The sequence below is a fragment of the Micromonospora sp. NPDC003816 genome (assembly GCF_042874705.1).
GTDB lineage: Bacteria > Actinomycetota > Actinomycetes > Mycobacteriales > Micromonosporaceae > Micromonospora.
The window spans coordinates 158073-185033 of record NZ_JBIANP010000001.1 but is presented as its reverse complement, the minus strand read 5'-3'; the positions used below and the strand labels follow the sequence as shown (position 1 = coordinate 185033).

General features: G+C 69.3%; 25 protein-coding genes and 1 pseudogene. 10 read left to right on the top strand and 16 right to left on the bottom strand.

The window, feature by feature from the left end; all coding sequences use genetic code 11:
• Window positions 1–40: 40 nt before the first annotated feature.
• Together ACFYTT_RS00805 and ACFYTT_RS00800 are read left to right on the top strand one after the other, a co-directional pair.
• Complete coding sequence (locus ACFYTT_RS00805) at window positions 41–1012, top strand: aldo/keto reductase (protein WP_387256852.1); 972 nt, start codon at window positions 41–43, stop codon at window positions 1010–1012.
• Window positions 1013–1341: 329 nt separating this feature from the next.
• Window positions 1342–1947, top strand: a pseudogene (locus tag ACFYTT_RS00800) (zinc-binding dehydrogenase); the annotation flags it as partial.
• A 51-nt stretch (window positions 1948–1998) separates the two neighbouring features.
• Here the strand turns inward: ACFYTT_RS00800 and ACFYTT_RS00795 are convergent.
• From ACFYTT_RS00795 to ACFYTT_RS00785, 3 genes are all read right to left on the bottom strand, one after another.
• Window positions 1999–2526, bottom strand: coding sequence for a nuclease (locus ACFYTT_RS00795; RefSeq protein ID WP_236145570.1), 528 nt, complete (start codon window positions 2524–2526; stop codon window positions 1999–2001).
• Window positions 2527–2702: 176 nt separating this feature from the next.
• Complete coding sequence (locus ACFYTT_RS00790) at window positions 2703–3599, bottom strand: hypothetical protein (RefSeq protein WP_176093456.1); 897 nt, start codon at window positions 3597–3599, stop codon at window positions 2703–2705.
• Window positions 3596–3976: a PadR family transcriptional regulator gene (locus ACFYTT_RS00785; RefSeq protein ID WP_387256851.1), complete on the bottom strand. Its 381-nt coding sequence runs from the start codon at window positions 3974–3976 to the stop codon at window positions 3596–3598. The genes ACFYTT_RS00790 and ACFYTT_RS00785 overlap by 4 nt, the downstream gene beginning before the upstream one ends.
• Window positions 3977–4185: 209 nt before the next feature.
• Between ACFYTT_RS00785 and ACFYTT_RS00780 the strand changes: the two genes are divergently transcribed.
• Window positions 4186–4764 (top strand): hypothetical protein, encoded by a 579-nt coding sequence (locus ACFYTT_RS00780; RefSeq protein ID WP_254876794.1) that lies wholly within the window; start codon window positions 4186–4188, stop codon window positions 4762–4764.
• A 607-nt stretch (window positions 4765–5371) separates the two neighbouring features.
• Here ACFYTT_RS00780 and ACFYTT_RS00775 read toward each other — a convergent pair.
• The 3 genes from ACFYTT_RS00775 to ACFYTT_RS00765 form a co-directional block, all read right to left on the bottom strand.
• Window positions 5372–6229 (bottom strand): hypothetical protein, encoded by an 858-nt coding sequence (locus tag ACFYTT_RS00775; RefSeq protein WP_357215933.1) that lies wholly within the window; start codon window positions 6227–6229, stop codon window positions 5372–5374.
• 337 nt (window positions 6230–6566) lie between these two features.
• Window positions 6567–7337 carry a DUF6585 family protein gene (locus tag ACFYTT_RS00770; protein ID WP_387256849.1) on the bottom strand — a complete coding sequence of 257 codons (771 nt, stop codon included), beginning with the start codon at window positions 7335–7337 and terminating at the stop codon, window positions 6567–6569.
• Between the two features lie 281 nt (window positions 7338–7618).
• Window positions 7619–8065, bottom strand: coding sequence for a VOC family protein (locus tag ACFYTT_RS00765; protein ID WP_387256847.1), 447 nt, complete (start codon window positions 8063–8065; stop codon window positions 7619–7621).
• A 235-nt stretch (window positions 8066–8300) separates the two neighbouring features.
• On the opposite strand from ACFYTT_RS00765, the gene ACFYTT_RS00760 reads away from it, so the two are divergent.
• On the top strand, window positions 8301–8741 hold the full coding sequence (locus ACFYTT_RS00760; protein ID WP_131051489.1) for a hypothetical protein: 441 nt from the start codon (window positions 8301–8303) through the stop codon (window positions 8739–8741).
• Window positions 8742–9021: 280 nt separating this feature from the next.
• Here the strand turns inward: ACFYTT_RS00760 and ACFYTT_RS00755 are convergent, their stop codons facing one another.
• Entirely contained in the window at window positions 9022–9864 is an 843-nt protein-coding gene (locus ACFYTT_RS00755; RefSeq protein ID WP_387256845.1) for an alpha/beta fold hydrolase, read from the bottom strand.
• A gap of 15 nt (window positions 9865–9879) precedes the next feature.
• On the opposite strand from ACFYTT_RS00755, the gene ACFYTT_RS00750 reads away from it, so the two are divergent.
• Window positions 9880–10971 carry a YafY family protein gene (locus ACFYTT_RS00750; RefSeq protein WP_236145573.1) on the top strand — a complete coding sequence of 364 codons (1092 nt, stop codon included), beginning with the start codon at window positions 9880–9882 and terminating at the stop codon, window positions 10969–10971.
• A gap of 115 nt (window positions 10972–11086) precedes the next feature.
• On the opposite strand, the gene ACFYTT_RS00745 is transcribed toward ACFYTT_RS00750, so the two are convergent.
• Complete coding sequence (locus ACFYTT_RS00745) at window positions 11087–11854, bottom strand: S1 family peptidase (RefSeq protein ID WP_387256843.1); 768 nt, start codon at window positions 11852–11854, stop codon at window positions 11087–11089.
• Between the two features lie 266 nt (window positions 11855–12120).
• Between ACFYTT_RS00745 and ACFYTT_RS00740 the strand changes: the two genes are divergently transcribed.
• The 3 genes from ACFYTT_RS00740 (at window position 12121) to ACFYTT_RS00730 (ending at window position 14377) form a co-directional block, all read left to right on the top strand.
• On the top strand, window positions 12121–12954 hold the full coding sequence (locus ACFYTT_RS00740) for a phytanoyl-CoA dioxygenase family protein (RefSeq protein ID WP_387256842.1): 834 nt from the start codon (window positions 12121–12123) through the stop codon (window positions 12952–12954).
• Window positions 12955–13044: 90 nt separating this feature from the next.
• A complete protein-coding gene (locus ACFYTT_RS00735) occupies window positions 13045–13875 on the top strand; it encodes an RNA methyltransferase (RefSeq protein ID WP_387256840.1) in 831 nt (276 codons plus the stop codon).
• Between the two features lie 148 nt (window positions 13876–14023).
• On the top strand, window positions 14024–14377 hold the full coding sequence (locus tag ACFYTT_RS00730; RefSeq protein ID WP_387256838.1) for a RidA family protein: 354 nt from the start codon (window positions 14024–14026) through the stop codon (window positions 14375–14377).
• 169 nt (window positions 14378–14546) lie between these two features.
• Here the strand turns inward: ACFYTT_RS00730 and ACFYTT_RS00725 are convergent, their stop codons facing one another.
• The 8 genes from ACFYTT_RS00725 to ACFYTT_RS00690 form a co-directional block, all read right to left on the bottom strand.
• A complete protein-coding gene (locus ACFYTT_RS00725; protein WP_131051499.1) occupies window positions 14547–15083 on the bottom strand; it encodes a hypothetical protein in 537 nt (178 codons plus the stop codon).
• An 84-nt stretch (window positions 15084–15167) separates the two neighbouring features.
• Window positions 15168–16445 (bottom strand): sensor histidine kinase, encoded by a 1278-nt coding sequence (locus tag ACFYTT_RS00720; RefSeq protein WP_387256835.1) that lies wholly within the window; start codon window positions 16443–16445, stop codon window positions 15168–15170.
• Complete coding sequence (locus tag ACFYTT_RS00715) at window positions 16445–17116, bottom strand: response regulator transcription factor (protein ID WP_131051501.1); 672 nt, start codon at window positions 17114–17116, stop codon at window positions 16445–16447. The genes ACFYTT_RS00720 and ACFYTT_RS00715 overlap by 1 nt, the downstream gene beginning before the upstream one ends.
• A gap of 52 nt (window positions 17117–17168) precedes the next feature.
• Complete coding sequence (locus ACFYTT_RS00710; protein WP_131051502.1) at window positions 17169–18437, bottom strand: cation:proton antiporter; 1269 nt, start codon at window positions 18435–18437, stop codon at window positions 17169–17171.
• Complete coding sequence (locus tag ACFYTT_RS00705; RefSeq protein WP_387256833.1) at window positions 18434–19771, bottom strand: cytochrome P450; 1338 nt, start codon at window positions 19769–19771, stop codon at window positions 18434–18436. Before ACFYTT_RS00705 ends, ACFYTT_RS00710 begins: the two co-directional genes overlap by 4 nt.
• On the bottom strand, window positions 19768–20829 hold the full coding sequence (locus ACFYTT_RS00700; protein ID WP_131051503.1) for an alpha-hydroxy acid oxidase: 1062 nt from the start codon (window positions 20827–20829) through the stop codon (window positions 19768–19770). The genes ACFYTT_RS00705 and ACFYTT_RS00700 overlap by 4 nt, the downstream gene beginning before the upstream one ends.
• Before the next feature lies 1 nt (window position 20830).
• On the bottom strand, window positions 20831–22393 hold the full coding sequence (locus tag ACFYTT_RS00695; RefSeq protein ID WP_131051504.1) for an NAD(P)-binding domain-containing protein: 1563 nt from the start codon (window positions 22391–22393) through the stop codon (window positions 20831–20833).
• Window positions 22394–22403: 10 nt separating this feature from the next.
• A complete protein-coding gene (locus ACFYTT_RS00690) occupies window positions 22404–23900 on the bottom strand; it encodes an aromatic amino acid ammonia-lyase (RefSeq protein ID WP_387256831.1) in 1497 nt (498 codons plus the stop codon).
• Window positions 23901–23963: 63 nt separating this feature from the next.
• Between ACFYTT_RS00690 and ACFYTT_RS00685 the strand changes: the two genes are divergently transcribed.
• On the top strand, window positions 23964–25508 hold the full coding sequence (locus tag ACFYTT_RS00685) for an NAD(P)-binding domain-containing protein (RefSeq protein ID WP_387256829.1): 1545 nt from the start codon (window positions 23964–23966) through the stop codon (window positions 25506–25508).
• A complete protein-coding gene (locus ACFYTT_RS00680; RefSeq protein WP_387256828.1) occupies window positions 25498–26928 on the top strand; it encodes a class I adenylate-forming enzyme family protein in 1431 nt (476 codons plus the stop codon). The genes ACFYTT_RS00685 and ACFYTT_RS00680 overlap by 11 nt, the downstream gene beginning before the upstream one ends.
• Window positions 26929–26961 lie beyond the last annotated feature (33 nt).

Sequence of the window (26961 nt, the reverse complement as noted above, 5' to 3'; positions counted from 1 at the left end):
GCCGGGTGGCGCCGGTGGATCGACCGGGAAGGACCACGGAATGCACACCACCTCACTGGGCGGACTCGACGTCTCGCGCATCGGCCTCGGGGCCATGGGAATGTCGGCCTACTACACCGGAGCCGGCCGCGACGAAGCCGAGTCGATCCGTACGATCCGGCGTGCTCTGGACCTCGGCGCCACCCACCTGGACACCGCCGAGGTGTACGGGCCGTACACCAACGAGGAACTGGTGGGTCGCGCGATCAGGGGCCGCCGCGACGAGGTCGTCCTGGCCACCAAGTTCGGCCTCGTCTCGCACACCGGCAGACCGGGAACGGACAGCACTCCCGCCAACATCCGCATGGCCGTGGAGGGCTCCCTACGACGACTCGGCACCGATCACATCGACCTCTATTACCAGCACCGGGTCGACCGCGGCACCCCCATCGAAGACACGGTAGGAGCGTTGCGCGAACTGGTGGTCGCGGGCAAGGTGCGCCACATCGGCCTGTCCGAGGTGTCGGCGACGACGATCCGCCGGGCCCACACGGTGCATCCGGTGGCCGCCGTCCAGACGGAGTACTCGCTGTGGACCCGCGACCCCGACGGCGCCGTACTGAGCACGCTGCGGGAACTCGGCATCGGCCTCGTGCCCTACTCGCCGCTCGGACACGGCTTCCTGACCGGCGACATCCGCTCCCTCGACGGCCTGGACGCCACCGACTGGCGGCGCACCAACCCCCGGTTCACCGGCGACAACCTCACCCGCAACCTGCGTATCGTCGAGGAGGTCCGCGACGTCGCCGGCGAGGTGGGTGCCACGCCCGCGCAGATCGCGCTGGCCTGGCTACTCGCGCAGGGTGAGGGCATCGCGCCCATTCCGGGCACCAGGCGCGTCGACCGACTTGAGGAGAACTGCGCCGCCGACGGCATCCGCCTCACCGCCGGCCAGATCGCCCGCCTGAACAACCTGACCCCGGCCTCCGGCGATCGACACGCCGCGGCCGACATGGCCGGCATCGAAGGGTGAGGACAGTGGACGCACGCAGCGGCTGCACAACGGATCGCCGGGCGGTCTGTCCGAGGTCAGCAGCGTCGTCACGTCCGCCGTCAGCAGATGGTCAGATCGTGGAGCCGCCCGGCACGCCGCCGATCCGGTGCCCGCCCGACCCCGCCTGGACGGCACGTCGTCTGCCCCGACCAGACAGACATCGACCCGATCTGGAGACCTTCATTTCGGCCATCGGCTCCCGAGCGACGAGCCTCGCCGTCGGCGACGCCGTCTTCGGCCGCACCAACAAGGCACGCCTCGGTGCACTGGCAGAGAAGGTCGCCATCGAAGCAGACCTGGTCGCACCGATGCCGCGCACACTCGACTTCACCGCCGCTGCGGCCGTCCCGCTGGCCGGCACCACCGCCCTCCAGGCCATCCGCGACGCCCTCGTGGTCCAGGCCGACGACAGGCTGCTCATCACCGGTGGCTCCACCATGGTGGGCATGTTCGCGACCACCCTCGCCGCCCGGACCGGCGCCCACGTGGTGACCACCGCCTCCGCCGCGTCCGAGCCGCTCCTGCGTAACCTCGGCGCCGCCGAGGTCATCGACTACCGATCCCGACGCGTCGGCGCCGCCCATGCGCGGTTCAGCAGGATCTTCGACCTCGTCGGCGGTCCTCAGGTGACCGCATTGCTGGAGTTGGTGTCCCCTGGCGGCCGGTTCGTGACGATCACCCCGATCCCGACGCCCGGATCGATCCGGTACGACTACCCGATGCCCGCCTGGCGTGCCGCAGCCCTCGAGACGGCCCTGTGGCTCGCCACACTCGGGCCCCGGCGGCGCGCACGCGCCGGAGACTTCACCTACCGGTTCCTGTCCATGCGTCCCAGCGGACAGGACCTGCGTGATCTGGACAGGCTCGTCGACAGCGGCACCCTACCGGTGAAGATCGACAGCACCTACCGAGCCAGGGGTACGGCGCCGGCCGCCCCTGCGGCCGGTCCGTGGATGCGGTCCGGCCTACAGGAAGCGCTCGGGATCGAAGCTTTCGAGGTCGATGATGCGCACCCGCGGAAGCACGTTCGTGAAGCAGCCCGCGTCCTCTTCGATGTCGAATATCTGCAGGCCCGGCAGGTCGGCGAAGCCGGCGTTGAGGAACTCCTTGAATCCGACGATCGCGACCTGATGATCACGTTGCAGGAGTTCGCCGACCTGCGGTAGGAAGTCGCCGTCATGGCTTGCCAGCATGACATTGCCCGAGCGCCGGGCGATGGCCTCCAACGTCCGCTGGATGCCGATATCCACCACCTTCTGATCCGGCGACCCCGCGAGCGGGATGGGCCGGTACTCCATGCTCAGGAGAGCCCGGACGAAGGGCATCGGCAGACCGCCACCCGAGGCGTTGAGGAAGAACAGTCCCTTCACCGGCCGCTGCCACGTGTCCCGCGCGAACTCCCGCAGACGCTCCCACCGGGGTCGCTCGGCGGGGGCCGGCCGGCGTTCCAGAACACTGTTGCCGAGCGTGGCATCGATGTTCTCCCCGTCCACGATGAGATATGTGACGGGTTCCGGTGTTTCGGGCATAGACGTGCCTCTCAAGTCGAACAGCGAGCGCGGACCGGTCGAGCCCGCGCGGTGACGCGCCGGAGAACACTGTGCTCATGGTCAGGGTATTGCCTACCAGCCCGGGCGGTCCGGCCGAGGCCGGACCGCCCGGGGATCGGTCAGGCGCGGGTGCGCTGCCGCAACCTGGTCGACACGACCGCGCCGATCGCCATGAGGACCGCGACGACCAGGGACGGCAGGGCGTCCGGCCGGTACAGGAGTTCCCCCGACGGCCCGGCGTTGCCCAGTTGGTGGAGCGTGCCCAGCAGGAGGGTGGGAGCGGCGGCGATCAACAGGCGCTGGTCGGCCGTCGCCACCCACAGGAAGGCGGCCGCACCGGCTATCACCATGCCGGCGGCAACGATCTGTGCGCTCGTGTCGACCCTGCGCAAGCCTCCGGCGGAGATCAGGTGCAGGGCGAGGATCCCGGCGGTGACCAGAACGGCGTTGACCCGGGGTGCTGGCGGCACGTCCGCCGGACGCCGCAGGCCCACCACGATCAGAGGCGTGGCGAGAACCGGCGCCCACCACTGTGGCAGGGAGTTGAGGAACAGGTACTGGGAGATCGCGGTCGGCACCACCGCCGCAGCCACCACCAGGACGGCAGCGGTGCGGGTACGTCCCGCGACGAGCGCCACCAGGGCCGCGCCCACCATGATCGTGTGGATGCCCTGATTCCGCAGGACGGCCAGAGGGTCCGAGAGTCCGCCGAACTGGAACGCCTCGACGATGTCGTCCAGGCCGATGAGCACACCCAGCGCCAGCAGCGCCATCGCGGCCAGATGGATGCCCTGCCAGAGCAGGACGGCGGTGGGTCGCGCCGCGGTGCTGCCGCCGTGTACCCGGAGGGCGCCCCGGATCAGCGAGGCCGCCTCCCGGACGCTGGGCCAGCGGCGGGTGGTCGGTTCGTCACCGATCAACGTGTCGATCAGCTCGTCGGCACGTTCGCGGCGGTAGCTGGCCGGGTACGCCCGCAGCAGCACGCGGTAGCGCTTCTCCAGAACATCAGAACTCATGCTGGTCTGATCCTCCCGATAGAAGGTCGGGCGCTCCCCTGGGGGGAACCCCCTTGCGGCAGGCGGTCCATGACCACCTGGGCGGCGCGGGCGAGCCGGTCGGCTTCCTCGGCGAGTACGTGGTAACCCTCGTCGGTGAGCCGGTAGTAGCGACGGGCACGCCCGTTGACGATCTCTTCACCATCGGCGGTGATGAGTCCCTCGCCGAGCAGCCGGTCGATCACCGAATACAGCGAGCCGGCAGCGAGTGTCACCCGCTCGTCGGACAGCTCGGTCACCCGCTTGATCACGGCATAACCGTGGAGCGGGCCACCGAGCAGGGCAGCAAGGACGAAATACGACGGTTCTCGGAGCGCGGGACGCGAAGTAGATCGCATGACGCTCAATATACAAGCTAGATGAGTATCCAGCTAGGGTGACCATACCGTCCACTGGAGCTGGATCGAGCTGTGCGTCGCCACGCCCGCCGGTCGAGCGTCACCGTCGGACAATCACGGGATGACGATGTCGACCGCCACCACACCCCATCGCCACCAGCTGACCCGATGACCTCACCGTCGGCCGCACGGACGGCAGGTCCGCAGCTATGCTGATTCTTGCCATGCGTCTGCAACGAATCGGCTTGGTCGCAGCAGCCAGCTTCCTGGCGGCGACAGCCGGGTGCGCCGGATCCGAAGCCAACGATCTTGGACAGCCGGCGGGGCCAAACCCGGCCCAAACCCGGGAACTCCTGACGACGCCCTCCACGGCTTCTGGTGACACACCGCGAGATCTGCTGAGCCGGGACGCCGAACGCACCTATCTCACCAACTCGTACTCAGGAATGAGCGCCGATGGAGCGGCGCTGGTGATCCACCGCGTGCCAGTGCCACGAGTGGACGAACTCGACACCGGTCTGCGCCTTCGACACCCGGAAATCCAGTTGGCCTTCGCCGACGCGCAGCATCCACGCACCGTGCTCAACGAGGTGTCGGACAGCATCAAGAAGGACATCCCGTACTGGCAAACCGAAGGAGTGGCCGTCGCGTCCGTGGCACCCCGCGCCGACGGATCCGGCGTCATGGTCATGGTCGACCAACCGACCGCGGACCTGGCCGCCGCCATGCGGGAACGATACGAGTTCCCGAACCTCAAGCTGACCCAAGGCGAGGTCGCCCCCGCCTGACGCCCCTTCCTCCTCATGCAGATCAACCTGGCACCAATCCGTACCGGCAGCAGATCAACGTCCAGCCGAGCCGCTGCCGCCACACCCATCGGCCAGACTGCGCGCCATGCCCGATCTCGGCATCGCCATTGCCTACAGGACTCGCCAGCGTGCGGCTGCTGCTGCTGCCAGAATCCCGGTGCACACCGCGGTCATCGTGGTTGCGCCATTGCCGTCTCCGGGCGGCGTCAGGCAGGCTGTCGATTCATCGCCGCCAGTCAACGCACGGTCCGGCTGGGCTATCGGGACGCGCCGACCCGCAGCCTGACCGGCATGCGGAGCCAGGGGCTGTTTCGCAGGCGGTGACCCGGTTACGGCATGTCGTGGCGCAGTGCCACTGCCGGGACCGCCGGAGCAGTCCGCCGCCGCGACCGTGTTGTACAGGACGAGGGGCACCGACACTGCCGGCAGCGCTTCGTCACGGTCGCTACACGTCAGGTCGAGCAGCCATTGAGGGTTGTTCTGGTGCGCCACCGTGGTGGGGTGACCGGCTTGGCGCCGGTCACCCGTCCTCGCTCACCCGGTGGGCCGCCGCGACGGCATCACCCAGGGGGCCGGGCCAGCGGTGTCACGGACTGCGTAGTTTCGCCAGCGCGTCCAGGGCGATTCCCCGGGCCGTCTTCGCCTCGGTCGCCGCGATCAGGTTCTGACCGTCGATGTTGCTGTAGTCCGGATGCGAGGAGGCGCATCGGCAGTTCTGGTCGAGGTAGACGTGGATCTGCCACCAGGCGTATCCCCACCAGCTGACACCGGCGTAGGGGATCTGGAAAAAGCCGGCGGAAGTGCATGTATAAACGGTCGAGATGTAGATCGGGTAGGTCGGCCACTGTTCGTCGCTGTAGTTGAAGCCTTCTGGCACGATCCCGCAGCTCACGGGGAAGGTGGCGGCCACCCGTTGGAACGCCTGCACGAGGAGGTCGGTCAGGCCGGCGGTGCCGAAGCCTGCCCGCGTCCGGGCGATGAGGGCGATCGGTCCGACCACACCCAACGCGGCACCGAGGTCGTTCCATGCGGCGTAGCTGTTGGCCGGCAGGGAGGTGTAGAGGGTGGAGATGCGGGTGACGCATGAGGTGGCGTCCTGCGCCCACTGCTGCAGGATCTGGTCGTTGAACCTCTCGATGTCGGCGAACTCGATGACGTGATGGACGGCGCAGGCCCGCACGTCTGCCGTCGCGATAGAGGTCATGTGGGAGACGATCTCGTTGCGGGACGTCTGGATCTCGCTGATGATCGCCTGGGTCGCCTGCTCCAGCGACAGGCCACTGCTGCCGCCGCTGTTGAGGAATCCTTGCAGGGACTTCCAGTACCCGTACGCCTTCTGCACGTACCCGTAGACCTTGATGATGGTCGCCAAGTCGACGGCAGCGCTGGCTGGTTTCGCCGGTACCGCTACCACGCCACCGGCGAGCGCCAGCGCGGTGAACACACTCAGCAGCTTGCGTCGCATCGTCACTCCGTACCGGTCGGCGAGTGGGTGGAGGTCACGGTCACGCTCCTTCTGCTCGGGGTTCGGTCATGCACAGGTTGCTGACCGTTTCCGTCCCGGGCAACGCCCTTCCTGTCATCCATGCAGATCGATTGAGAAGGGACTTGTTGGTCTTGTTGCCCCCCGGGCGACGGCCCAGAGGTCGCGCTGGACTGATCGAATGCGACCGCAGAGGATCGTCGTTGTCGCGGCAGCGCGTCAGTGAGGGTCGCCCGTGCTCGGGCGGGTTCCGGATGCCTGTCGCACTGCTTCCCCGACGCGTGTGCTCGGCTGTCCGTTACCGATCAATCTCGGCCGGTAGACCGTTGCGTTCGAGGAGCAACAACAGCACCCACAGGTTCGGCACCCGGCGGACCTGGACCGAAACTGGCTTCTCGGCGCCGCGGATCCAGATCTTGAGCCGAACCCGACGCAGTCGTACCACGGCGATGTCGGAGAAGGACGCATACCCGCCGGCCGAGGCGATCCCGTCCGGGGTCACCGTGAGCGGCCCGAACGCCACACGTCCAGCCGACTCCAGTTCGGCGAGCACCTGCGGGAGGCGGGCCGAGGCCGAACGCCGCTCCACCTGCTCGCCAAGGTCCTCACCGTCGACCAGCGGCGGCTTCTCCAGGTTGATCCTGGTGCCGTCGGCGAGCCGCAACCGACAGCGGTGCATCGTCGTCGCGCCGCTCTCGCTGTACATGCGAAGGTGGTAACGCCAGACCTCGGCGATGTCGGTCCAGGCGATCACGTGGGTGAGTCGGGTGTGGTCCTCGGCGGCCAGCAGGCCGCCGTCGCACAGGTAGAACCGGCGCCTGATCAGCCGCCGGGTGTCCACCGCGCCCCACCCGGCGAGCAGCACGGCCGCACCGGTCAGACCACCCATGACCACGATCCCGACCGTGGCGGTGACTGCGGTCGTGGCGAAGCCGAAGATCACTGCGAACCCGAGGAAGATCAAGGTGGAGGTGACGCTGAGCGAGTAGGTCGGCCGGAAGGCCCGCTCCACCCGACCGAATCCGTTCTCCCGCGCGGCGTCCTCTATCGAGTCTGGTAAGCCGGACATGCTTTCAGGCTAGAGCGCCCAGGCCACGTCGAGGTTCTGGAGACGCCGAAGCCGCCTGGCAGGTCGTTGGAGAGGCCGAGGAGTACCGGTCCCGGAGACTGACCAACAGCGACGCTGGCCGGAGAGACTCCGGCGGTGGACAGACCGCTTTCGCTGACATCGCGCCCTGCCACGGCAGGAACGGGCACGGCCGGGAGGTAATCACAGTGGAGTCTGCGGGTTCGAGGGCCATCGTGGGGGTGGATCCCCCGCCGTGCTCCCGTCACGGCAGGTCCAGGGTGTCAGGACTGACCGAGCCGCTCGGCCAGGGAAACGATGATCCCTTCCGGCCCTCGGACGTAGGCCATCCGCCACGCTTCCTCGTACTCACCGATGCCGCCGACCAGTCCGTAACCCTCATTCGCCGCCCACTCGACAACGGCCTGCACGTCATCGACCTCGAAGGCCACGTTGCGCAGTCCCAGCTCGTTGGCCATGGCGGTCGGCGAGCCCGTTACAGGCTCGGGCCGCACGAACCTTGAGAGCTCCACGCGGGCGCCGCCGTCGGGCGACGTCAGCATGACGATCTCGGTACGGGAGTCGGGAATGCCGCAGACCGTGTCCAAGAATTCGCCCTCCACGAACGTCCTACCCTCGACCTGCAGGCCGAGCGCCACGAAGAAGGCGCACGCCACATCGAGATCCGCGACGGTGATGCCGACGTGGTCGAAGCGCCGCACAAATGACATGAGCTGATCTCCAATCGCCCTGCCGACCGCGCCTCTGCCCCGGTCGGCGTTCTCGGCACCCGAGCCGATTCACCGGGCCTGTCGCCACCTTATGCATCCATGACTCGGGGAGGCCGAAGTCCAGGACCGTGTCGGTCTTCGGATCACGGCATTGCATTCCGGGAGCAGCCCGCACCGTTTCGTTCGCTCTGACCGCCCGACGCCGAGCCGGGGGCTGGCAGGCTAGGTTGCTCGGATGAGTCTCCTCGATGACGTCGCGAGGCGTGACAACTGGCGATGCTGGGTCTGCGACGAGGTGGTCGACGCCCACATGTCGGTGAACGACCCGCGCGGTCCCAGCGTCGACAGCCGTACCGCCGACAAGAAGGCCAAGGTCACCGAGCGGCTCGCGCATCGTGCCTGTAACACCCGCAAGGGCGCGGTCAAGGTGGTCATCGCCTGGCCGGACCGTCTGCACGTGGTGGAGCCCGCACCGCTCATCGCCGTCGCCGAGCGACTCGAACGCAAGGGGGGCCGCGAGTTGGTCGCCCGCTGTCCGAGCCGGAAAGATGCCCAGGAGGCGGCGGACTGGCTGGTCGACCGGTTCTCCCGGCTGGTGCCCGGGTTGCCGGTGACCGCGAGTGTCGACGCGGGCGGCGGGCAATACCTCGTCGCCTTGGCCACCGGTCGCCGCTGACCGGCTGCCGGGTCGATCAGGTCGTCGCCGACCCGGGCAGCCCGCAGGATGATCAGCGACGACGGTCCGCACATCCTTCATGCGACCTGAAGCAGCGGATCTGCTGCGAAAGCGCTAGGGCCTGTGTCGAAGTCCCTGGCCGGCCTGCGGCGGTCCCAGGCGACGACCGGCCGCGTTGGGAATTGGTCCGGATACAACACCGGTATCCGGACCAATTCCCGCCTTGCCGGACCGCAGCCTGGACTCCGCCTCGGCTCGACCGAGGACTTCGACACAGGCCCTAGGCGGGATCCCGCTGGTCCAGCCACGCGAGGATCACCTGGTTTGTCTCGTCCGGCCTCTCCTGTTGGATCCAGTGACCGCAATCGAGGCTGACCACGTCGGCGTTCGGCACGAAATCTGTCAGTCTCTGCGACCTCGCGACCGTGTCGCGGTCGCCGTAGACCATGAGGGTGGGTTGTCGGATGATCGGGTCCACGTCCGCCAGCAGATGCCAGTTGCGGTCCAGGTTTCGATACCAGTTGACGCTGCCGGTGAATCCGGTTGCTTCGAAGGCGGAGACGAAGACGGCCAGTTCGCTGTCGCTCATGATGGGCTCGCCGGGTGGAGTTTTCCTCCTGGCGAGGTTGATCATCGCGTTGCCCGGCTGCGGCGCCGTGAGGGGCACGTCCCTGCGGTACAGGTTCCGCAGGAACTGGAACGTGTTCTCCTCGAAGACGGCGTCCGCGACGCCCGGCTGCCGGTTGAAGTGGACGAAGTAGAAGTCGCCTCCGAGCATCTCCTCCATGGCCTCGATCCAGGGCCTGTCCCCTCGCTCGAGGTACGGCAGGCTCAGGTTGATCACCGTGTTGACCCGCTTCGGATGCAACAGGGTCAGGCCCCAGACGACGGCGGCACCCCAGTCGTGGCCGACGAAGGTGGCGTCGGCGTATCCGTAGTGATCGAGCAGTGCGACGAGGTCACCCGACAGGTGGGTGATGTCGTAGTCGGTGACGTCGGTCGGGCGGGACGAGTTTCCGTAGCCTCGTTGGTTCGGGACGATGACGTGGTAGCCCGCTGCCGCCAGGGCGGGCATCTGATGGCGCCAGGAGAAGGCGTGCTCCGGCCAGCCGTGACAGAGCACGACGGGGTTCCCCGCGTGCTGCCGGCCGACTTCGAAGACTTCGAGTTCCACCCCGTTGACGGCGATGCGGGTGGGCTCGGGAAAACCGTTTGTCATGCCGGCATCCTGCCGACCGATACCGGTCACCTCCTGACCGGTTTTCGTGAAAGTGTCGGCGGGGTGCGAGCCGACCGGTTGATGGCCATCCTCCTGCTGCTGCAACGGCGCGAGCAGGTGACAGCAGCGGAGGTAGCCCGGGAGTTGGAGGTATCCGAGCGCACTGCCCGCCGCGACCTCGACGCCCTGGGTGTGGCCGGGGTTCCGGTGTACTCCGTGCAGGGCCGGGGCGGCGGCTGGCGCCTCGTGGGCGGTGCCCGCACCGACCTGTCCGGGTTGACCGCGGGTGAGGCCCGCGCCCTCTTCCTGGTCGCCGGCCCGGCTTCGTCCGCGACGCCGGCCGTGAAGGCGGCGCTGCGCAAACTCGTCCGAGCTCTGCCGGAACCCTTCCGGGTGCAGGCCGAGGCGGCAGCGTCGTCGCTCGTCACGGACCCGCAGCGATGGGGGTGGAGCCGGGTCGAGCCCCGACCGCCTCGCTTCCTCGACGCGCTCCAGGACGCGGTGATCCGTGGCGTCCAGGTCCGGCTCGGCTACGTCGACCGCGACGGCACTGCAACCGAGCGCACCGTGCACCCGCTGGGCATCGTGGCCAAAGGCCCCTCCTGGTATCTCGTCGCCAACACCGACGCCGGTCGGCGGACCTTCCGCATCGACCGTGTGTCCACCGCCGTTGCGACCAGCGACCCGGTGCACCGGCCCGACGACTTCGACCTCGCCGAGAGTTGGCGCGCGATCGCCGACGAGGTCGATCGCAGGCGGACACCTCTCGAAGTGCAGGCAGTGTGTACGCCGCAAGGGATAGGCGTGCTCCGGATCGGATTCGGCAGTCGGCTCGAGGTGGGAGGTTCCAGGCCCGACGGCCGCATCGAGGTCGTGATCCGCGGCAACGACGAACACACCCTCGCTGGCGAGTTGGCCGGGCTGGTCGAATGGATCGAGGTGACCGGCCCTCCGGGCGTACGAGGCCACCTGGCCTCGATCGGCAACGCGCTCGTCGGACGATACGGGTAGGCGTGGCGTGCCCTGGCTGGCGCCCGCGCGTACTCGGTCTCAGATGTGATCCGGACACGGCGCCGACGCGAGTGTCGGCGCCGTGTCCGGTGGGGCTGCCTCTGCCGGGTGGTGATCAGTGGGAGCGTGAGAGCAATCGGTCGGCGGCGCGTTGGATGCTCTGGCTGAAGTAGGCGACGTCGGTGTAGTTGGGGGTCGGCTCTTCTCCGTTGTCCCAGTCACAGTCCGAACCGGCGCTCACGATGCCGACCTGCTCCCAGGTGCCGTTGGGGAGACGGTGCAGGGCGGGCCCACCGGAGTCACCGGCGCAGTGACTCTTCTGTTTCACCGACTTCGCGCAGATCGTCGACCTCGGGTACTCGGGGTGCTCATCCCACCAGGGATCGTCGAAGCACTGCTCGTCCGGCAGGAACGGCAGCTTCACCTTGTGGAGAAAACGTTCCTGAGGGTCGCCTGACTTCTTCGTGCCCCAGCCTGCCACGGTCAGCGTCCGCACCTGTCGGGGCTCGGTGGCCAGCCGCAGGACGGGCAGGTCCAGTGGCCGCTCCAGCTTGACCACCGCCCAGTCCGGTCCATTCCACCACTCGGTTCCGCCGATGTGGGCGGTGGATCGGGTCACCGTCCGGCGCGGGTGCTTGAGGTCAACGGCGCCCGAGACGACGGTGAAACTGTCGCCGGGCTGTTCATCGACGCAGTGCTGGGCGGTGAGCACCAGTTGCGGGTGGATGAGGGTTCCGCCGCAACCCACCGGCAGGAGCCGGACCATCCACGGGAACTCACCGGGCGCGGCCCGTTCACCGCCGCTGATGGCGGCGGCCGGGGCGGCCGACACCAGCACGGCGGCCACCGCCACCACGGCGACCAGGAGTCGTTTCACACGCATCTGACACCCTTCGAAGATCTACCGGTACGGAGGTAGAACGGAACTCGACGGCATCTTCGTTGCATTCCGGAGGCAATCGGCGCGCCGGATCGGACAGCGCACTGCGCAACGCCCGAGCGGCACGTCCACTGAGCTGGCATTCCACATCGCGCCACGGCTGTCGGGGTGGAGCCATCCTGGTGACCTCGGCGCACCGGTGGGCACCCGACACAAGAGGTACGGAAAGTGTCGGGTGATCGGGGCCGGCGCCGTCGCACGATGGGGGTATGGATGACACGACCCTGGTATCCCGTTTTCTTCGGGACGGCTTCGTCAAGCTGGAGGGCGCCGTCGCGCCGCGCGTCGCGGCGGATTGCGCGCGGCTGCTCTGGCGGGAGACGGGTTGCGACCCGGACGATTCAGCGACGTGGACGCAGCCCGTGCACTGGGTGCCCGGCTTGGCGCAGGGGCCGTTCGCCGCCGCTCCGAACTCCCCGTTCCTCCATCACGCGTACGACCTGCTCGTCGGTGCGGGACGCTGGGAGCCGCGTTACTCGCTGGGCGCGTTCCCGCTGCGCTTCCCGCACGAGGAGGAGCCGGACGACGCGGGCTGGCACATCGAGGGCAGTTATCTGCCGGAGGGCGAGAGCTGGTACTTCACCAATCTGCGCTCCCAAGGGCGGGCACTGCTGATGCTGTTCCTGTTCAGTGAGGTCGGTGAGGCGGACGCCCCGACCCGGATCCGGGTCGGCTCCCACCTCGACGTGCCGAAGGTGCTGGAGAAGTACGGGGAGGACGGAGCGAGCGGACTGGCTCTTGCGCCTGACCTGGTGGCGGCGTCCGAGCACCGGCCACTCGCCCTCGCGACCGGATCTCCAGGCGATGTCTTCCTGTGCCACCCGTTCCTGGTGCACGCGGCGCAGCCGCACCACGGAACACGGCCCCGCTTCATGGCGCAACCGCCGCTGATGCCAGCCGCGCCGTACGAGCTGGAGCGGGCCGATGGCGCATACTCACCCGTAGAGATCGCGATCCGTCGGGGTCTCGGACAGGATGCCCTCGGTCCGAACGGGGACGGCACCGACCGCAGCGCCGTGGCGACTCGCTCCGTGCGTTCCTGAGCGTCTGGCCGAAGGTCTTGTCGGCAACCCCGGGAAGCCGGGGGCCGGCGACGGGTGGCAGGCAGGGCATGGGCGAGTACGGAGACGGGGTTGGCAGTGGTTCTGCGAGTGAGTGGCCGCAACGCGCGGTTCCAGCAGTGGGAAGCTCTCCTCGGTAATCGGACCAAGCGGCAGCGGCGTGGCGAGTTCCTCGTGCAGGGCGTACGCCCGATCACCATGGCCGTCGAACACGGCTGGCAGATCCGGGAGCTGCTCTACGACAGCAGTGCTCAGCTGTCCGGCTGGGCCCGCGAGACCCTGGACGCGGTCCGGGCCGAGACGTTCGCCGTCTCCCCGGACCTGATGCACGAGCTGGGAGGCAAGGCAGACACGGTTCCCGAGCTGCTGGCCGTGGTCGCGTTGCCGGAGGACGCCCTGCGTCGTGTCCCGGTCGGTCCGACCATGCTCACCGTCGTGTTCGACCGGCCCACCAGCCCCGGCAACATCGGGACCCTCGTGCGGTCGGCGGATGCCTTCGGCGCCGGTGGTGTCATCGTCACCGGCCACGCCGCCGACGTGTACGACCCGAAGGCGGTCCGGGCGAGCACCGGCTCGCTGTTCGCCGTGCCCGTGGTCCGGGTGCCCTCCCACCAGGCCGTTCTCTCCTGGGTAGCGGACCTCCGCGCCCAAGGCATCGGCATGAGCATCGTCGGCACCGATGAGCGCGGCAGTCTGGACGCCGCCGAGTACGACTTCACGCAACCCACCCTGGCGTTGATCGGCAACGAGACCACCGGCCTCAGTTCCGGCTGGCGCGAGGCATGCGACCAACTCGTCCGGATCCCCATGGTCGGATCCGCCAGCTCCCTGAACGCGGCGACCGCCGCGACTGTCGTGCTGTACGAATCGGCACGTCAGCGGGCCGCCGTGGCCCGGCGGTAGGGTCCTCCGGCCTCAACGTCTGGCCACGATGGCATCGGGGTCGATCCGACCGGAACCACAGCGGCGAACGACGCGGTTACCAAAAGGTGCCCTGGGCTCGGCAAAGTGCTCTCTTCCGGGCCTGGCTCCTTGCCCATACGGTCGGTTCATGGCTGTTCACTTGATCGATCCACCCGGGTTGCCCGAGATCCCGATCTACAAGCAGGTGTCGGTGGCGACGGGTTCGAAACTTGTCCACGTCGCCGGTCAGGTCGCGTGGGGAGGCGGCGATCTGGCCACGCAGGTCGAAGAGAGCTACCTCAATGTGGGCACGGCGCTGGCCGGCGTCGGGGCTACGTTCGCTGACGTGGTCAAGCTGACGATGCACGTGAGAGACCACTTGTTGGCGATGTCCGAGAAGATCTCCCGCGCCAGCGAATCGGCCCGAGCCAGGTCGGCCTCGGGCGGCAACGCGCCGACCTCCTGTCTGTTCCCCATCCGGCCCACCCTAGTTCACCACTGAGAAAGGGCGCCCGGATCTGACTCCTGGGCGCCCATGTCGACCTGTCGGCCGCCACGACTGGTTCCACCGCCGCAGGTGCTCCAGGGCTGCCCAGAACCGCATGAACGCGCACTCGTGGTGGAAGTCCTGGCGATGCTGTCCAGCCATGGCGACGGTACGTGCATGTGCCTCAGTAGCCGAGCAGGGCGATGATCAGGGAGGAGACGGCGGCCGTGAGGAGCACACCGCCGGTGCCGAGCCCGGTGACCGCGCTGACCGGCAGGGCACGGTTGCGGGCCACCGGCACGGCTGCGAGCGAGACCAGCGTGATCAACGCCGCCACCACGTGGATCAGCGGGTAGCCGATCAGGGCGGCGACAGGGAACAGGTGCACGCCGACGACGAACGCGATCCAGGCCGGGATGATGTCGCGGCGGCGTACGGCGGCAAGGATGCCGGCACCGAGCGCGGCGAGCCCGAATTCGATGCCGACCACGATGCCGAAGGTGCGGCTGGTCTCCGCGGTGAACGACGTGCCATCCGACCAGTGCCGCCAGGCCACGAGTGCTCCGAGTACCAGCACGAGCACGGCCGCGATCGAGGCGGCGACGAGTGGCTTGCGCCAGCGCGGTGGAGGTGCTTCCTGTGCCCAGCCGAACCAACTCATGGCGAAGAATCCGAAGACGACAGCGGTGGCTGCCGCATCGCGGACGTGTTCGGCGATCATCGATCTCCCACGGTGGCGGCGGCTCTGCGGTAGGAAGCTACCAGGTGGGCGGTCGCCGACCGAGCGGCCCACCTGGGCAGTTGTTCACGTACCGACTCGTAGCTGCCGTGTCCGGAGCTTTCTGATCCGTGCCGCTCTCCGCGTGCGGATCGGTGACCTCGTGGGGAGGCGCACCGTGAAGCGGGCGCCTCGGGCCGGATGGCCCTCGGCCTCGATGGTGCCGTGGTGGCTCGTGACGACTTCCTGGAGCAGCGCCAGTCCGAGGCCGAATCGGCGGTCTCCGGAGCCTGGGCCGCGGTGGAATCGGTCGAAGATCCGTCTGGCGTCCGCCTGGTCGAACCCTTTTCCGGTGTCGGCGATGACGAGTTCGGCGCAGTTGTCGACGGTCCGCAGCGTGACGGTGATCCGGCCTCCTGCGGGGGTGTGGGTCAGCGCGTTCGCCAGAAGTTCGCCGACGACGCGGCGCAGGGCCGACTCGACACCGGGCACCGGCAGCGGGTCGGCGGGGATGTCCAGGGCGAGGGTGATCTGACGTTCGGCGGCGCGTTCGGTCTCGGCGGCGACCGTCGTCGCGATCAGTGCGGTGAGGTCGACCGGCGGGTCTGGTGGCCGGTCGGCGGGGGCGGCGGCGAGGCGCGCGGAGAGCAGCAGGTCGTCGACGACTTCGCCGAGTCGGCGGGTGGTGCCGATCAGCCGCTCCAGGTCGTCGAGGTTCGTGGGGGTGCCGTCGTTGCGGGCTCGTCGGGCCATCAGTTGGGCTCGGGTGTGCACCTGGGCGATCGGGGTGCGCAGTTCGTGGCTGGCGTCGGCGACGAAACGGCGTTGTCGGGTCAGGGCTTCGGCGAGTGGTGCGACGGCGCGGCGGCCGACGATGACACCGGTCAGCATGGCGGCGAGTACGCCGACCGCTGCGGCGAGGCTGAGGGCGAGCAGAAGGTGCCGGCGGTCGGACAGTTGGAAGCGGGCGTCGAACACCGCTTGGATCACGCGGTCGCCGCGGGCTTCGGTGCGGATGTGGTAGGTGGTGCCGTTGCGCGTGAGCGTGGTGGTCTCGGTGGTCCGGGTGGTCGCCACGGCGTCCAGTGCGCCGGTCAGCGGGAAGCCCGGTGGCGGTGGGTTGAGGCCGGTGTGCACGGTGGTGCCGTCGTAGTGGAAGATCCAGCTGCAGGCGGGTGGGCCGGCGATCGAGCCGTGTGCGGTGCCCCACGCCAACTCGCGTTGGATCTGCGCTTCCTGGCTGTGGACCAGGATCGCGTAGGAGATGCCGCCGGCCAGGAGTAGTAGGGCGCCGATGGTCAGGCCGACGAACAGGCCGATGCGGAGTCGGGTCCGTCGGAGGATCGCGTGGTCGGTCGCCTGCATCAGAGGGTGCCGAGCCGGTAGCCGAGGCCGTGCACGGTGCGTATGACCGTGCGGCCGAGTTTGCGGCGGAGGTAGTAGACGTAGGTGTCGACGATGGATGCGGCGGCGGCCTCCTCGAAGACCCTGCGGCGCAGGGTGGTTCGTGGGTGGACGGTGGTGGGTTGGGCTGCCAGGACCCGCAGGAGTTCGAATTCGCGGGTGGACAGCGCTATTCGGGTGCCGTCGGGGAGGACCGCGTCGCGGGGTGCGAGGTCGAGGAGTCCGGCGCCGATACGGAGTACGTGGGTCGGCTCGGTGGTGCGTCGGCACAGGGCCCGGACGCGGGCGCTGAGTTCGTCGAGGTCGAAGGGTTTGATCAGGTAGTCGTCGGCGCCTGCGTCGAGTCCGGCGATCCGGTCGCCGACGGTGCCCAGCGCGGTGAGCATGAGGGTCCGGGCGGGGATCGCGCGGGCGCGTAGCCGGGTGACGAGGTCGAGGCCGTCGAGGGCGGGCAGCTTTCGGTCGATGACCATGACGTCGTAGGGTCGGGTGAGCCCGAGATGCAGTCCGCGTTGGCCGTCGGAGGCGCGGTCGACGAGGTAGCCGTCGTGGCTGAGCGTCTCGGTGAGTAACTCGGTCAGGTCGTCGTCGTCCTCGACCAGCAGTAGCCGGTTCGATCTTTCCCCCCGCATGTGTCCACGATCCCATAGATCCATGCCGATGCAATAACCAATAGTTGTCTCTTCAACTATGTGAAACCGCCATCGCGGGTGGGTGTGTGGTGTCGGAGTGTCGGGCTTCCCGACGCGCGATCCAGCTCAGCATCGGCGTGGTCATCAGGGTGGTGACCAGCGCGACCAGGACCAGCACGGTGAACAGGGCGGGGTTCACGATGCCCGCCTCCAACCCGACGTTGAGCGCGATGAGCTGCATGAGGCCGCGGGCGTTCATCAGTGCGCCGACGCGCAACGCGACACCCGACGGCTCCCCTCGAAGCCTGGCCGCAGCCCAGCAGGCGCCGAACTTGCCGACGATCGCCGCGGTCACGCAGGCCAGGGCGAAGAGCAGCACCGGCGGTGAGCCGAGCAGTCCGAATTCCGTGCGCAGACCCGAGTAGGTGAAGAACAACGGCAGGAAGAGCGTCGCCGCGACGGGCGTGAGGGTGTCCACCACCCGGTCGGTGTTGTCGGTGCGCGGCATCACCACGCCGACGGCGAACGCGCCGAAGACCGCGTACAGCCCGATCTCGTCGGTGTACCAGGCGACCAGGAAGAGCAGCGCGACGGTGCCGAGCAGCCGGGCGCGGTCGTTGAGAGCGCGGTGGGTCATCAGCGCGGTGGTGATCGGACGTCCGCCGAACCAGAGCAGAAGTCCGAACAGGAGCGTGCCGCCGGCGGTGACGATCGCGGGACCGGCGCGGCCGGAGGCGACAGCGAGGACGGCGGCGAGCATGATCCAGGCGGCCAGGTCGTCGATCGCGCCGCTGGCCAGGGAGAGTGTGCCGTGCCGGGTGCCGGCGTGGCCGCGTTCGGTGATGATGCGGGCCAGCATCGGGAACGCGGTGATGGCCAGGGCGACGCCGACGAACGCGGCGGAGACCCCGAGTGAGGTGCCGTCGGCTCTGACCGGGACGGCGTCGGCGGTCACCAGGACCAGCAGCACTCCCAGCAGGAGCGGCGCGAGGACCCCGGCCAGGGAGACCACTCCGGCGGTGCCGGCGAGGCCGGCGACCCGGTGGGCGCTGAACGCGTACCCGGCCTGGAACATGAACAGCACCAGACCGACCTGGCCCACGACGTAGAGGATCGGCAGCAGGGGTGCGGGGAACAAGGCGTTCTGCACGTCGGGCAGGAAGAGTCCGAGCAGCGACGGACCGAGCAGTACGCCGGCGAGCATCTCGCTGACCACGGCGGGCTGGCCGGCTTTGCCGAGGAGCCAGGCGACTCCTTTGCAGAAGATCAGGATCACCGTGACGGCGATGAAGAACCGTGGTGCCAGCTCTGTGGGGGTCATCGGACCGCCTTCTCGAAGTAGGTGGTGCACAACCGTTTCCGGCGGGCGTCGACGACCATGAAGGTGCCGAAGACCAGTTGTCGGACGCTGCGGCCCACATCGGCCCACCGGTCCCGCAGCCGCATGGCGGCCAGCCGCAGCCGTCCCGGGCCGGGGTGCCCGGGCGGGGTCAGGTAGGCGGGGCCTCGGCTCGGCAGCGACCGGGTGTGGGAGGCCGAGGAGGTCAGGGCGTACCGGCGCAGGACCTCGCGGGTCGCCGCGCGCAGCATGATCGGCGCGGTGCCGCGGGCCGGGCAGGCCCGGTTGGCGGGTACGCCGAACGGGATGAAGTGTGCGTCGCCGCGCGCGAGCGTGCGCCAGCGGTCCGGGGCGAACCGGCCATCGGCGGCGGCTCCCCCTCGGTGGAAGGCCGGGTAGTTGAACAGCAGCACCGACCCGGTGGGCAGGGACAGCCCCGTGGGCAGCGTGATCGGTGCCGAGGTGATCCGGTGGGCGACGCCGAAGAGCGGGTACACCCGCAGTGTCTCGTCGATGACCCGGTCGAGCGCGTCGTCGTCGGCATCGTGTTGGAGCTCGGGATGTGTGGCCAGCGCCAGCAGCACGTGCGCCATCGCCTCGGACATCTGCACGATCGCGGTGTTGAAGAAGGCGCCCTGTAGGTACCAGGCGGTGTCCTGGGTGGAGAACGGGGGTGGCAGTGTCACCGGACACGTGCCTGCCTCGATCCGGTCGCGCAGGTGTCGGGTCAACCGGTCGCGTCGGTGCATGTGGCGCGGCCCGAGGCACTTGAGCGCGGTGACGACGTCGTCGGCGTTGGCGACGATGAGGGCCCGGGCGGCGGGTGTGGCCACCTCGTCGAAGACCAACTCGTGGTAGACCTCGGCCCAGACCGGCATCATCAGGTCACGCAGCCGCACGTGGCTGGTTCGGTCAGCGGGTAGTTCGTCGAGCACCCGGCGGGTGGCGGCGGTGGCGAGGGCGTCGGCGCGTTCCCGGCGGATGGCCAGGACCCGTCTGGTGGTGGCGGCGACCGTCCGGTAGCGCTCGCCCGGCTCCAGGTGTTCCTGGTGCATCTGCGGCCCGGGTGCCAGCCAGTACCAGAACAGGTCCGACAGTCCGGCTCCCCGGCTGCGGCCGTCGGCGGCCGGGTCCGCGTACACCCGCTCGAAGTGGTCCATGCCGACGGTGGGGCCCGGGACCGGAATGCCCTCACTGCCGTTAACTCTGGCGAAGACCCATTCCCGGAGCCGGACGACGGCCGGTGGCAGCCAGTACGGGACGGTCCAGGCGGCGCCGCACAGAATCAGGACGGTCAGGACGGTCGTGGTGCTCATCCGGGTGCCGCCGTGGTGACCAGGTCGCCGGTCAGGTCGCCGGGTACGGCGGCGCCGGCCAGCGCCATCGCCCGGTCGAGGTCGGCGTGCAGCAGGTCGAGGACGTGCCGCACGCCGTCGGTGCCGCCCACGGCGAGGCCCCAGAGCACCGGGCGTCCGATCAGCACTGCGGTCGCGCCGAGTGCGAGCGCCACCAGGATGTCGGTTCCCCGGCGGATGCCGCCGTCGAGCAGCACCGGTAGTCGACCCTCGACGGCGGCGACGATGCCGGGCAACGCGTCGAGGGTGGCGACCGCTGCGTCGAGTTGTCGGCCGCCGTGGTTGGAGACCAGCACACCGTCGATGCCGTGTGCGACGGCCAGCCGGGCGTCGGCGGGGTGCAGGATCCCCTTGAGCAGGATCGGCAGCGTCGTCAGTTCCCGCAGCCGGCCGACGCGTCCCCAGTCGAGCCCGGCGTCCATCTCGATGTCGCGGATCCGGCCGCTCGGGTCGCGCATGTTCTCGCAGACCAGGCCGGGTGGCAGGTCGACGAAGCGGTGCCGCAGGTCGCGTTCGCGTCGGCCGAACACGGGCGAGTCGACCGTGACGACCAGGGCGCGGCAACCGGCGGCCTCGGCGCGCCGGACCAGGGCGGCGGTGAACGCGAGATCCGACTGTGGATAGAGCTGGAACCACAGCGGCCCGCCGACGGCGGCGATCTCCTCGACCGGCCGGGTCGCGGCCATGCTGACCACCATGATCGTGTCGACGTCGGCGGCGGCGCGCGCGGTGGCCACCTCTCCCTCGGGGTGGGCCAGCCGGTGGAAGGCGGTCGGTGCGATCAGCACCGGCATCGAGACTCGACTGCCCAGAAGTGAGATCCGCAGGTCGCGGTCGCGCGTGCCGCGCAGGATCCGGGGCAGGATCCAGCGTCGGGTGAAGGCGTCCTCGTTGGCGCGCAGCGTGCGTTCGTCGCCGGCCCCGCCGGCGAAGAAGTCCCAGTGCACGGGGTCCAGGCGACGCCGTGCACCGTCGGCCACGTCGGCCAGGTTGAGCTGCGTTCCGTCCAGGGTGAGCATGTCAGCCCTGTGCGCTGCTCAGGCAGCGGTCGAGGAACGCGGTCAGCGGCGCGACGTGGACATCGGGTCGGTCCCACTGGTTCTCCAGGTTCTCCGCCAGGTGGTGGGTGTCCACGACCTGCCCGTCCCGGTGGTAGCGGACGACGGGGTGCAGGTAGGCGGCGGCGTGGGCCTGGCCGACGACGTTCTGGGCGACCCGGCCGACCGTGATGTCGAACGGATCCACCTGGTCGTGCTCGGGGCCGTACTCCAGGGTCACGACGAAGGCGTGCCGGTGGTCGTGGTCGGCGGTGCGCAGGCCGGTCTCGGTGAAGTAGTCGACGGGTACCTCGTCGTGGTAGCGCGCGTGTGGTCCGGCGACGGTGACCACGTCGGCGAGGAAGCCGAACTGCTGCCACAGGGCGGAGGTGCGGTTGACGCGGGCGATGATGGCATCGGTGATCGACTCCGCGGTGGCGTCCAGCGCCGCCGACGGCCAGGGCGTGTCGTCGTACCGTCGTTCGAGGATCTTGTGCAGGGCCCGCACGGCGTACCGGAAGCCGTGGATGAAGCCGCTGGTGGAGCGTTTGAAGTCGCGTTGCTGGCTGAGGGTGCCGGCGAAGTAGAGGTCGGGGACGTTCACCGACTCCCAGGCGGGGGTCTGGGCCGGGAAGCGGTCCTTGATCGTCAGTTCCGGGCGGCAGGTGTCGTCGAAGATCGACGGGTCGAAGGCGAATCCGGTGCAGGCGAGCACCCGGTCGTACCAGAGTTCCTTGGTCACCTCGTCGGCGCGGGAGAACGCGAACGTGACCCGGAAGCCGGTGCCGTCGCGCTCGATGCGTCGGACGTCGCCGTCCAGGATCGCGTTCGCGGACTTCAGCTGGTAGGTGTCGAGGAAGTTGTTGTTGACCGCGCGCAGGTGCCCCACGTAGTGGGTCCGCCAGGCCATCCGGACCGAACTCGGCCCGGCGAGATGGATCAGGGTGGTGGTCTCCATCAGGTTGTCCGCGGTCTCGAAGGCGGAGTTTCCCTTACCGATGATCAGGACCTTCTGGTCGAGGTAGTCGCGCGGGTCGACGGACATGTCCGCGTACTGTTCGGCGAGTTCCAGGCCCGGGATCTGCGGGAGGTACGGCCGGGAGACACCGGTGGCGACGATGAGGCGCCGCGCCCGGTAGGTCTGTCCGGCCTGGACCTCGAAGATCCCGTCGACCTTGCCGACCGACGTCACCCGGGAGTCGTAGCGGACCTTCGCGCCCGTCTTCGCGGCGAAGTCCGCCAGGTAGCGCAGCATCACGTCGGCGTGCGGGAAGTACCGCTCGGTGTAGCCGGTGAACCGCAGTGCGGGATCGTCGCTGAGCAGCGAGTTCCAGTCCAGCCGCAGATTCGCCTCGGGATCGTCGGAGCCGGTGTGCGGCTTGTTGATGGAGATCAGTTGCCGGTGGCGGGGATAGCGGGCGAAGAACGCCCCCGGGATGTCCGCGCCCTCCAGCACCAGATAGTCGTGCTTACCGTCGGCCTCCAGCAGAGCGGCGAGCTGCAGGCCGGCCGGCCCGGCCCCGATGATCAGATAGTCGAGCGTCACAGCAGCCACCTCAGGTCAGAGAGTTCGGAGAATCGTCGACAGTCGCGATGACGTCGGCGGCGCGCCGTACGTCACCGTCCAACGGCCGGTCCGGGTCGATCGGCGGTACGACCGCGACCAGCGCGGCCAGCACCTCGGCGCAGCCGGGCGCGGTGGGTGTGCGCGCACCGACGTACGCGGCCTGGCGCAGCCCCACCGCGAGCGACCCGACGATCAGGTGCAGCAGCCGGGCCTGGTCCAGCGCCCGCAGCGCGGCCTGGGTGCCCAGCGGGATGACGTCCTGGTTGTGCAGGTTGGTCGGCAGGCTCTGCATGCTCGCCGGTACGGCGTCGCGGCGGATCTCGGCGACCAGCGCGGTCGCGGCCAGTTGCACGCCCTGTAGGCCGTGCTGCTGTCCCGGTCCAGCGGCCAGCATCGGTGGCAGACCGCCGTTACGGTGCGGGTCGACGAGCAGGTCGAGTTGACGTTCGGCGAGGTTGCCGACCTGCGCCACGACCATCGACAGCAGGTCGGCGGCGAACGCGGCCGGTTGGCCGAAGAAGTTGCCGCCGTGCACGACGAGGTCCTCGTCGGGAAAGAACAACGGGTTGTCGCTGACGCCGTCGAGGTCGGCGGTGACGACGGAGTCGACGTAGCGCAGGGCGTCCTGCGCCGCGCCGAGCAGTTGTGGTGTGCAGCGGATGCTGTAGGGCTCCTGCAGTGGGCGTGTGCCGGACGGCACGAGCCCGGCGGCGACCCGGCGCATGTACGCGCCCACGTCGGTGGCACCCGGGTGGCCGTAGGCGCGCAGGAGCCGGGCGTCGAGGAACTGCGGGTCGCTACCGAGCAGGTCGGCGAGCAGGCAGGTGAGCATCTGGACCGCCCGGTGCGAGGCGCGCACCGAGTCCAGGGCGAGGGCCGCCGCCGCGGTGGTCAGCGACGTGCCGTTGACCAGGGCCAGGGCGTCGCGGCCGTCCAGTGGCAGGGGTGTCAGACCCGCCTTCTCCAGCGCCTCGGCGGCGGGCAGTCGTACGCCGTCGAGGTAGGCGTACCCGCGTCCTCGCAGGGCCTGGGCGGCCGCGCCGAGTGGGATCAGGTCGCCGCTGGCGCCGACCGATCCCAGTCGGGGCACCGCAGGGACGAAGGTGGTCGCGAGCATCGCGGTGAGGGCCTCGATGACGTGCGGGGAGACTCCCGATGCGCCTCGGGCCAGTGACCGGGCCCGGATCAGCAGGGTCGCGCGGACGACCTCCGGTCCGAGGTCCGGGCCCTGCCCCGCACCGAGGTGCGCGAGTGTGTTGTCGGCCTGGTCGCGCAGCTCGGCCCGGCCCGCGTACCCCACCAGGGCACCGAAGCCGGTGGTGGCGCCGTACACCGCGCGGTCGTCGTCGAGCACGTCGGACAGGAACGCGCGGGCGGTCGCGACCCGGTGCCGGACCTGCGGCCCGACCACGACCGTCACCGGGTCGCGAGCGGCGCTCAGGTCGGCGATCCGCAGCGGGGCCGCGAGATCTACCTTTCTCGTCATGCGACCGGACCCTAGAGGCGGAATCTCAGAACGCTCTGAGATCAGCTCGTTACGTTGCGCTGCATGCCGCTCGATTACCTGATCATCGGAGCCGGACCGGCTGGACTCCAGCTCGCCGCACTGTTGCAGCGCGACGGTCGTGACTATCTGGTGCTGGAAGCCGGTCCCACACCGGGCACCTTCTTCACCACCTATCCCCGGCACCGGCAACTCATCTCGATCAACAAGATCTGGACCGGTTCCGAGGATCCGGAGTTCAACCTGCGGGCGGACTGGAACTCGCTGCTCACCGACGATCCGGCGCTGCTGTTCAAGAACTACAGCCGGCGCTACTTCCCCCACGCGGACGACCTGCTGCGGTACCTCGCCGACTTCGCCCACGGCCTACAGGTCAGATACGACACCCGGGTCACCCGGGTCGCACGGGACGGCGACGTGTTCACCGTCTGCACCGGCGAGGACACCCTGACCGCCCACCGTGTCGTGGTCGCCACCGGGGTCTCCCAGCTCTACGTCCCGCCGATAGAGGGCGTCGCACTCGCCGAGCGGTACGACACCGTCAGCGTCGACCCGGACGACTTCACCAACCAGCGGGTGCTCATCATCGGCAAGGGCAACTCGGCCTTCGAGACCGCCGACGCGCTCGTCGAGACCGCCGCGGTCATCCACGTCGCCGGCCCGCACTCGATCACACTGGCGTGGCAGTCCCACTACGTCGGGCACCTGCGCGCGGTGAACAACAACTTCCTCGACACCTACCAGCTCAAGTCACAGAACGCCGTCCTCGACGGCACCGTCGAACGGATCACCCGACGCGACGACGGCGGCTACCGCATCGACTTCCGCTACGCGCGCACCGTCGAGTCGACCCGGCACCTCGACTACGACCGGATCATCCTCTGCACCGGGTTCCGATTCGACGCGAGCATCTTCGACCCCTCCGCCCGACCGCGACTCGTACACAACGATCGCTTCCCCGAGCAGAACTCTGCCTACGAGTCGGTGAACGTCCCGGGCCTGCACTTCGCCGGCACCCTCACCCAACAACGCGACTTCAAACGCTCCACCAGCGGATTCATCCACGGCTTCCGGTACGGCGTGCGCGCCCTGCACCGCATCCTGACCGCCCGCCACCACGACTCACCCTGGCCGTCCACACCACTGGAGAACACTCCGGAGGCGATCGCCGACGCCCTCATCGCCCGCCTCAACCGCACCTCGGCACTGTGGCAGCAGTTCGCCGTCCTCGGCGACGTCGTCACCGTCTCCGGTGACACCGCGCGCTACCACGAGGAGGTACCGGTCGACTACCTGCACGACGGCGGCCTGGGACCCGCACCGCTCGCCGTCGTGGCCACGTTGGAGTACGGACCGGACCACGACCAGGTCGACCCCTTCGACATCACGATCCCCCGGATCTCCGAGAACGACGCCGAACACGCCCACGACGCCAGCTACCTGCATCCGGTCATCCGGGTGCACCGCGGCGGGCGGCTCGTCGCCGAGCACCACCTCGCCGAGAACCTTGAGAACCACTGGGACCTTCCCGCCGTGCACCACCAGCCACTCGTGCTCTTCCTCAAAGGCGTGCTGTCCGATGCCGACTGAGATCTGGCCACAGCCCGTGCTGGACCTGCTCGCCACCGGCGGCGACCGACCGGTCTTCCGCGACGGCGACCGGACGGTCACCGCCGCGCAGATGTCCGGACTGGTCCGCCGGATCGCCGCCGGACTACGCGCCGCCGGAGCCGGGCCCGGTGTCGGAGTGGCCCTGCAACTCGGGGTCACCGCCGAGGCGTTCGCGACGATCATCGCGGCCTTCGCCGTCGGCGCCCGGGTCTCCGGCATCCGTCCCGACCTGCCCTCGGCGCAGCTCACCCACCAACTCGACGACAACCCCCTGCACGTCACCGACGCGCACGTCACCGACCTGGCGGCCACCCCCGACCCCGGGACCACGCTGGTCGCGGCCGGACGCCTGGGCGACATCGCCCGGATCACCTGGACCAGCGGCAGCACCGGCACCCCGAAGGGCTGCGCCCAGACCTACGCGGCGATGAGTGCGGCCTGGGCCCCGTACCCGGACCGCTGGCCCCCGGCGGTCGCCGACCTCGCCCCCCGCCTCCAGCGCTACCTCGTCTTCGGCTCGCTGAGCAGCCAGGTGATGCTGGAGTACGCCGTCCTCGCCCTGACCGCAGGTGGCACCCTGATCGCCGACCGGTCCCCCGGCTTCCCGGGGATGATCAGCCGGAACCGGGCGACCGCCAGCGTGATCACCGTCGGTAAACTGCACCAACTCGTCCAGGACCACCGCACCGCACCCACCGACCTGAGCAGCCTGCAGGCACTGCTGGTCTCCGGCTCCCCCCTCGCGCCGGCTCGGCTCGCCGAAGCACTCGACGTCCTCGGCCCCGTGATCTTCCACGGTTACGGCCAGACCGAGACCGGCATGATCACCATGGTGACGCCGGCCGAGATGCTGGTCTCCCCGAGGGTGCTCGCCTCGGTCGGCCGAGCACCCTCGGTGACCGAGCTGTCCATCCGTGACGCCGACGGCCGCCCCGCCACCGAGGGTGAACTCTTCGTGCGGACACCGGCGCAGGCCACCGCCTACCAGGGCGACCCCGTCGAGACCGCCGAGGTCTTCGTCGACGGTTGGGTCCGCACCCGTGACCTCGCCCGCCTGGACAGCGACGGCTACCTGCACCTGCTCGGCCGGATCCGGGACGTCATCATCGTGCACGCCACCCTCGTGTACGCCGGGCCGATCGAGCGGGTCCTCGTCGCCGACCCCACCGTGGCCGAGGCCTACGTCGTCGGCCGACCCGACGACCTCACCGGGGAGGCGGTGCACGCCTACGTGGTGCCGGCCGACGGCCACACACCCGACGCGGCACGACTGCGTGCCCTGGTGGCGGAGACCCTCGGAGGGGCGTCGGCGCCGCAGACGATCCAGTCGATCGAGCGGGTGCCGGTGGGGCCGAGCGGTAAGCCGGACAAGCACACCCTGGCACGCATGAGCTACTAGCAGCACTACGATGCCCCGCATGTGGTGGGATCG

Bases quoted from the DNA above. Each gene is read 5' to 3' on its own strand.
- ACFYTT_RS00730 (WP_387256838.1), top strand. From the start codon at position 14,024: ATGGCTGTTCACTTGATCGATCCACCCGGGTTGCCCGAGATCCCGATC.
- ACFYTT_RS00790 (WP_176093456.1), bottom strand. From the start codon at position 3,599: ATGAGTTCTGATGTTCTGGAGAAGCGCTACCGCGTGCTGCTGCGGGCG.
- ACFYTT_RS00765 (WP_387256847.1), bottom strand. From the start codon at position 8,065: ATGTCATTTGTGCGGCGCTTCGACCACGTCGGCATCACCGTCGCGGAT.
- ACFYTT_RS00785 (WP_387256851.1), bottom strand. From the start codon at position 3,976: ATGCGATCTACTTCGCGTCCCGCGCTCCGAGAACCGTCGTATTTCGTC.
- ACFYTT_RS00680 (WP_387256828.1), top strand. From the start codon at position 25,498: ATGCCGACTGAGATCTGGCCACAGCCCGTGCTGGACCTGCTCGCCACC.
- ACFYTT_RS00710 (WP_131051502.1), bottom strand. From the start codon at position 18,437: ATGACCCCCACAGAGCTGGCACCACGGTTCTTCATCGCCGTCACGGTG.
- ACFYTT_RS00805 (WP_387256852.1), top strand. From the start codon at position 41: ATGCACACCACCTCACTGGGCGGACTCGACGTCTCGCGCATCGGCCTC.
- ACFYTT_RS00740 (WP_387256842.1), top strand. From the start codon at position 12,121: ATGGATGACACGACCCTGGTATCCCGTTTTCTTCGGGACGGCTTCGTC.
- ACFYTT_RS00780 (WP_254876794.1), top strand. From the start codon at position 4,186: ATGCTGATTCTTGCCATGCGTCTGCAACGAATCGGCTTGGTCGCAGCA.
- ACFYTT_RS00690 (WP_387256831.1), bottom strand. From the start codon at position 23,900: ATGACGAGAAAGGTAGATCTCGCGGCCCCGCTGCGGATCGCCGACCTG.
- ACFYTT_RS00760 (WP_131051489.1), top strand. From the start codon at position 8,301: ATGAGTCTCCTCGATGACGTCGCGAGGCGTGACAACTGGCGATGCTGG.
- ACFYTT_RS00715 (WP_131051501.1), bottom strand. From the start codon at position 17,116: ATGCGGGGGGAAAGATCGAACCGGCTACTGCTGGTCGAGGACGACGAC.
- ACFYTT_RS00685 (WP_387256829.1), top strand. From the start codon at position 23,964: ATGCCGCTCGATTACCTGATCATCGGAGCCGGACCGGCTGGACTCCAG.
- ACFYTT_RS00745 (WP_387256843.1), bottom strand. From the start codon at position 11,854: ATGCGTGTGAAACGACTCCTGGTCGCCGTGGTGGCGGTGGCCGCCGTG.
- ACFYTT_RS00720 (WP_387256835.1), bottom strand. From the start codon at position 16,445: ATGCAGGCGACCGACCACGCGATCCTCCGACGGACCCGACTCCGCATC.
- ACFYTT_RS00705 (WP_387256833.1), bottom strand. From the start codon at position 19,771: ATGAGCACCACGACCGTCCTGACCGTCCTGATTCTGTGCGGCGCCGCC.
- ACFYTT_RS00725 (WP_131051499.1), bottom strand. From the start codon at position 15,083: ATGATCGCCGAACACGTCCGCGATGCGGCAGCCACCGCTGTCGTCTTC.
- ACFYTT_RS00700 (WP_131051503.1), bottom strand. From the start codon at position 20,829: ATGCTCACCCTGGACGGAACGCAGCTCAACCTGGCCGACGTGGCCGAC.
- ACFYTT_RS00770 (WP_387256849.1), bottom strand. From the start codon at position 7,337: ATGTCCGGCTTACCAGACTCGATAGAGGACGCCGCGCGGGAGAACGGA.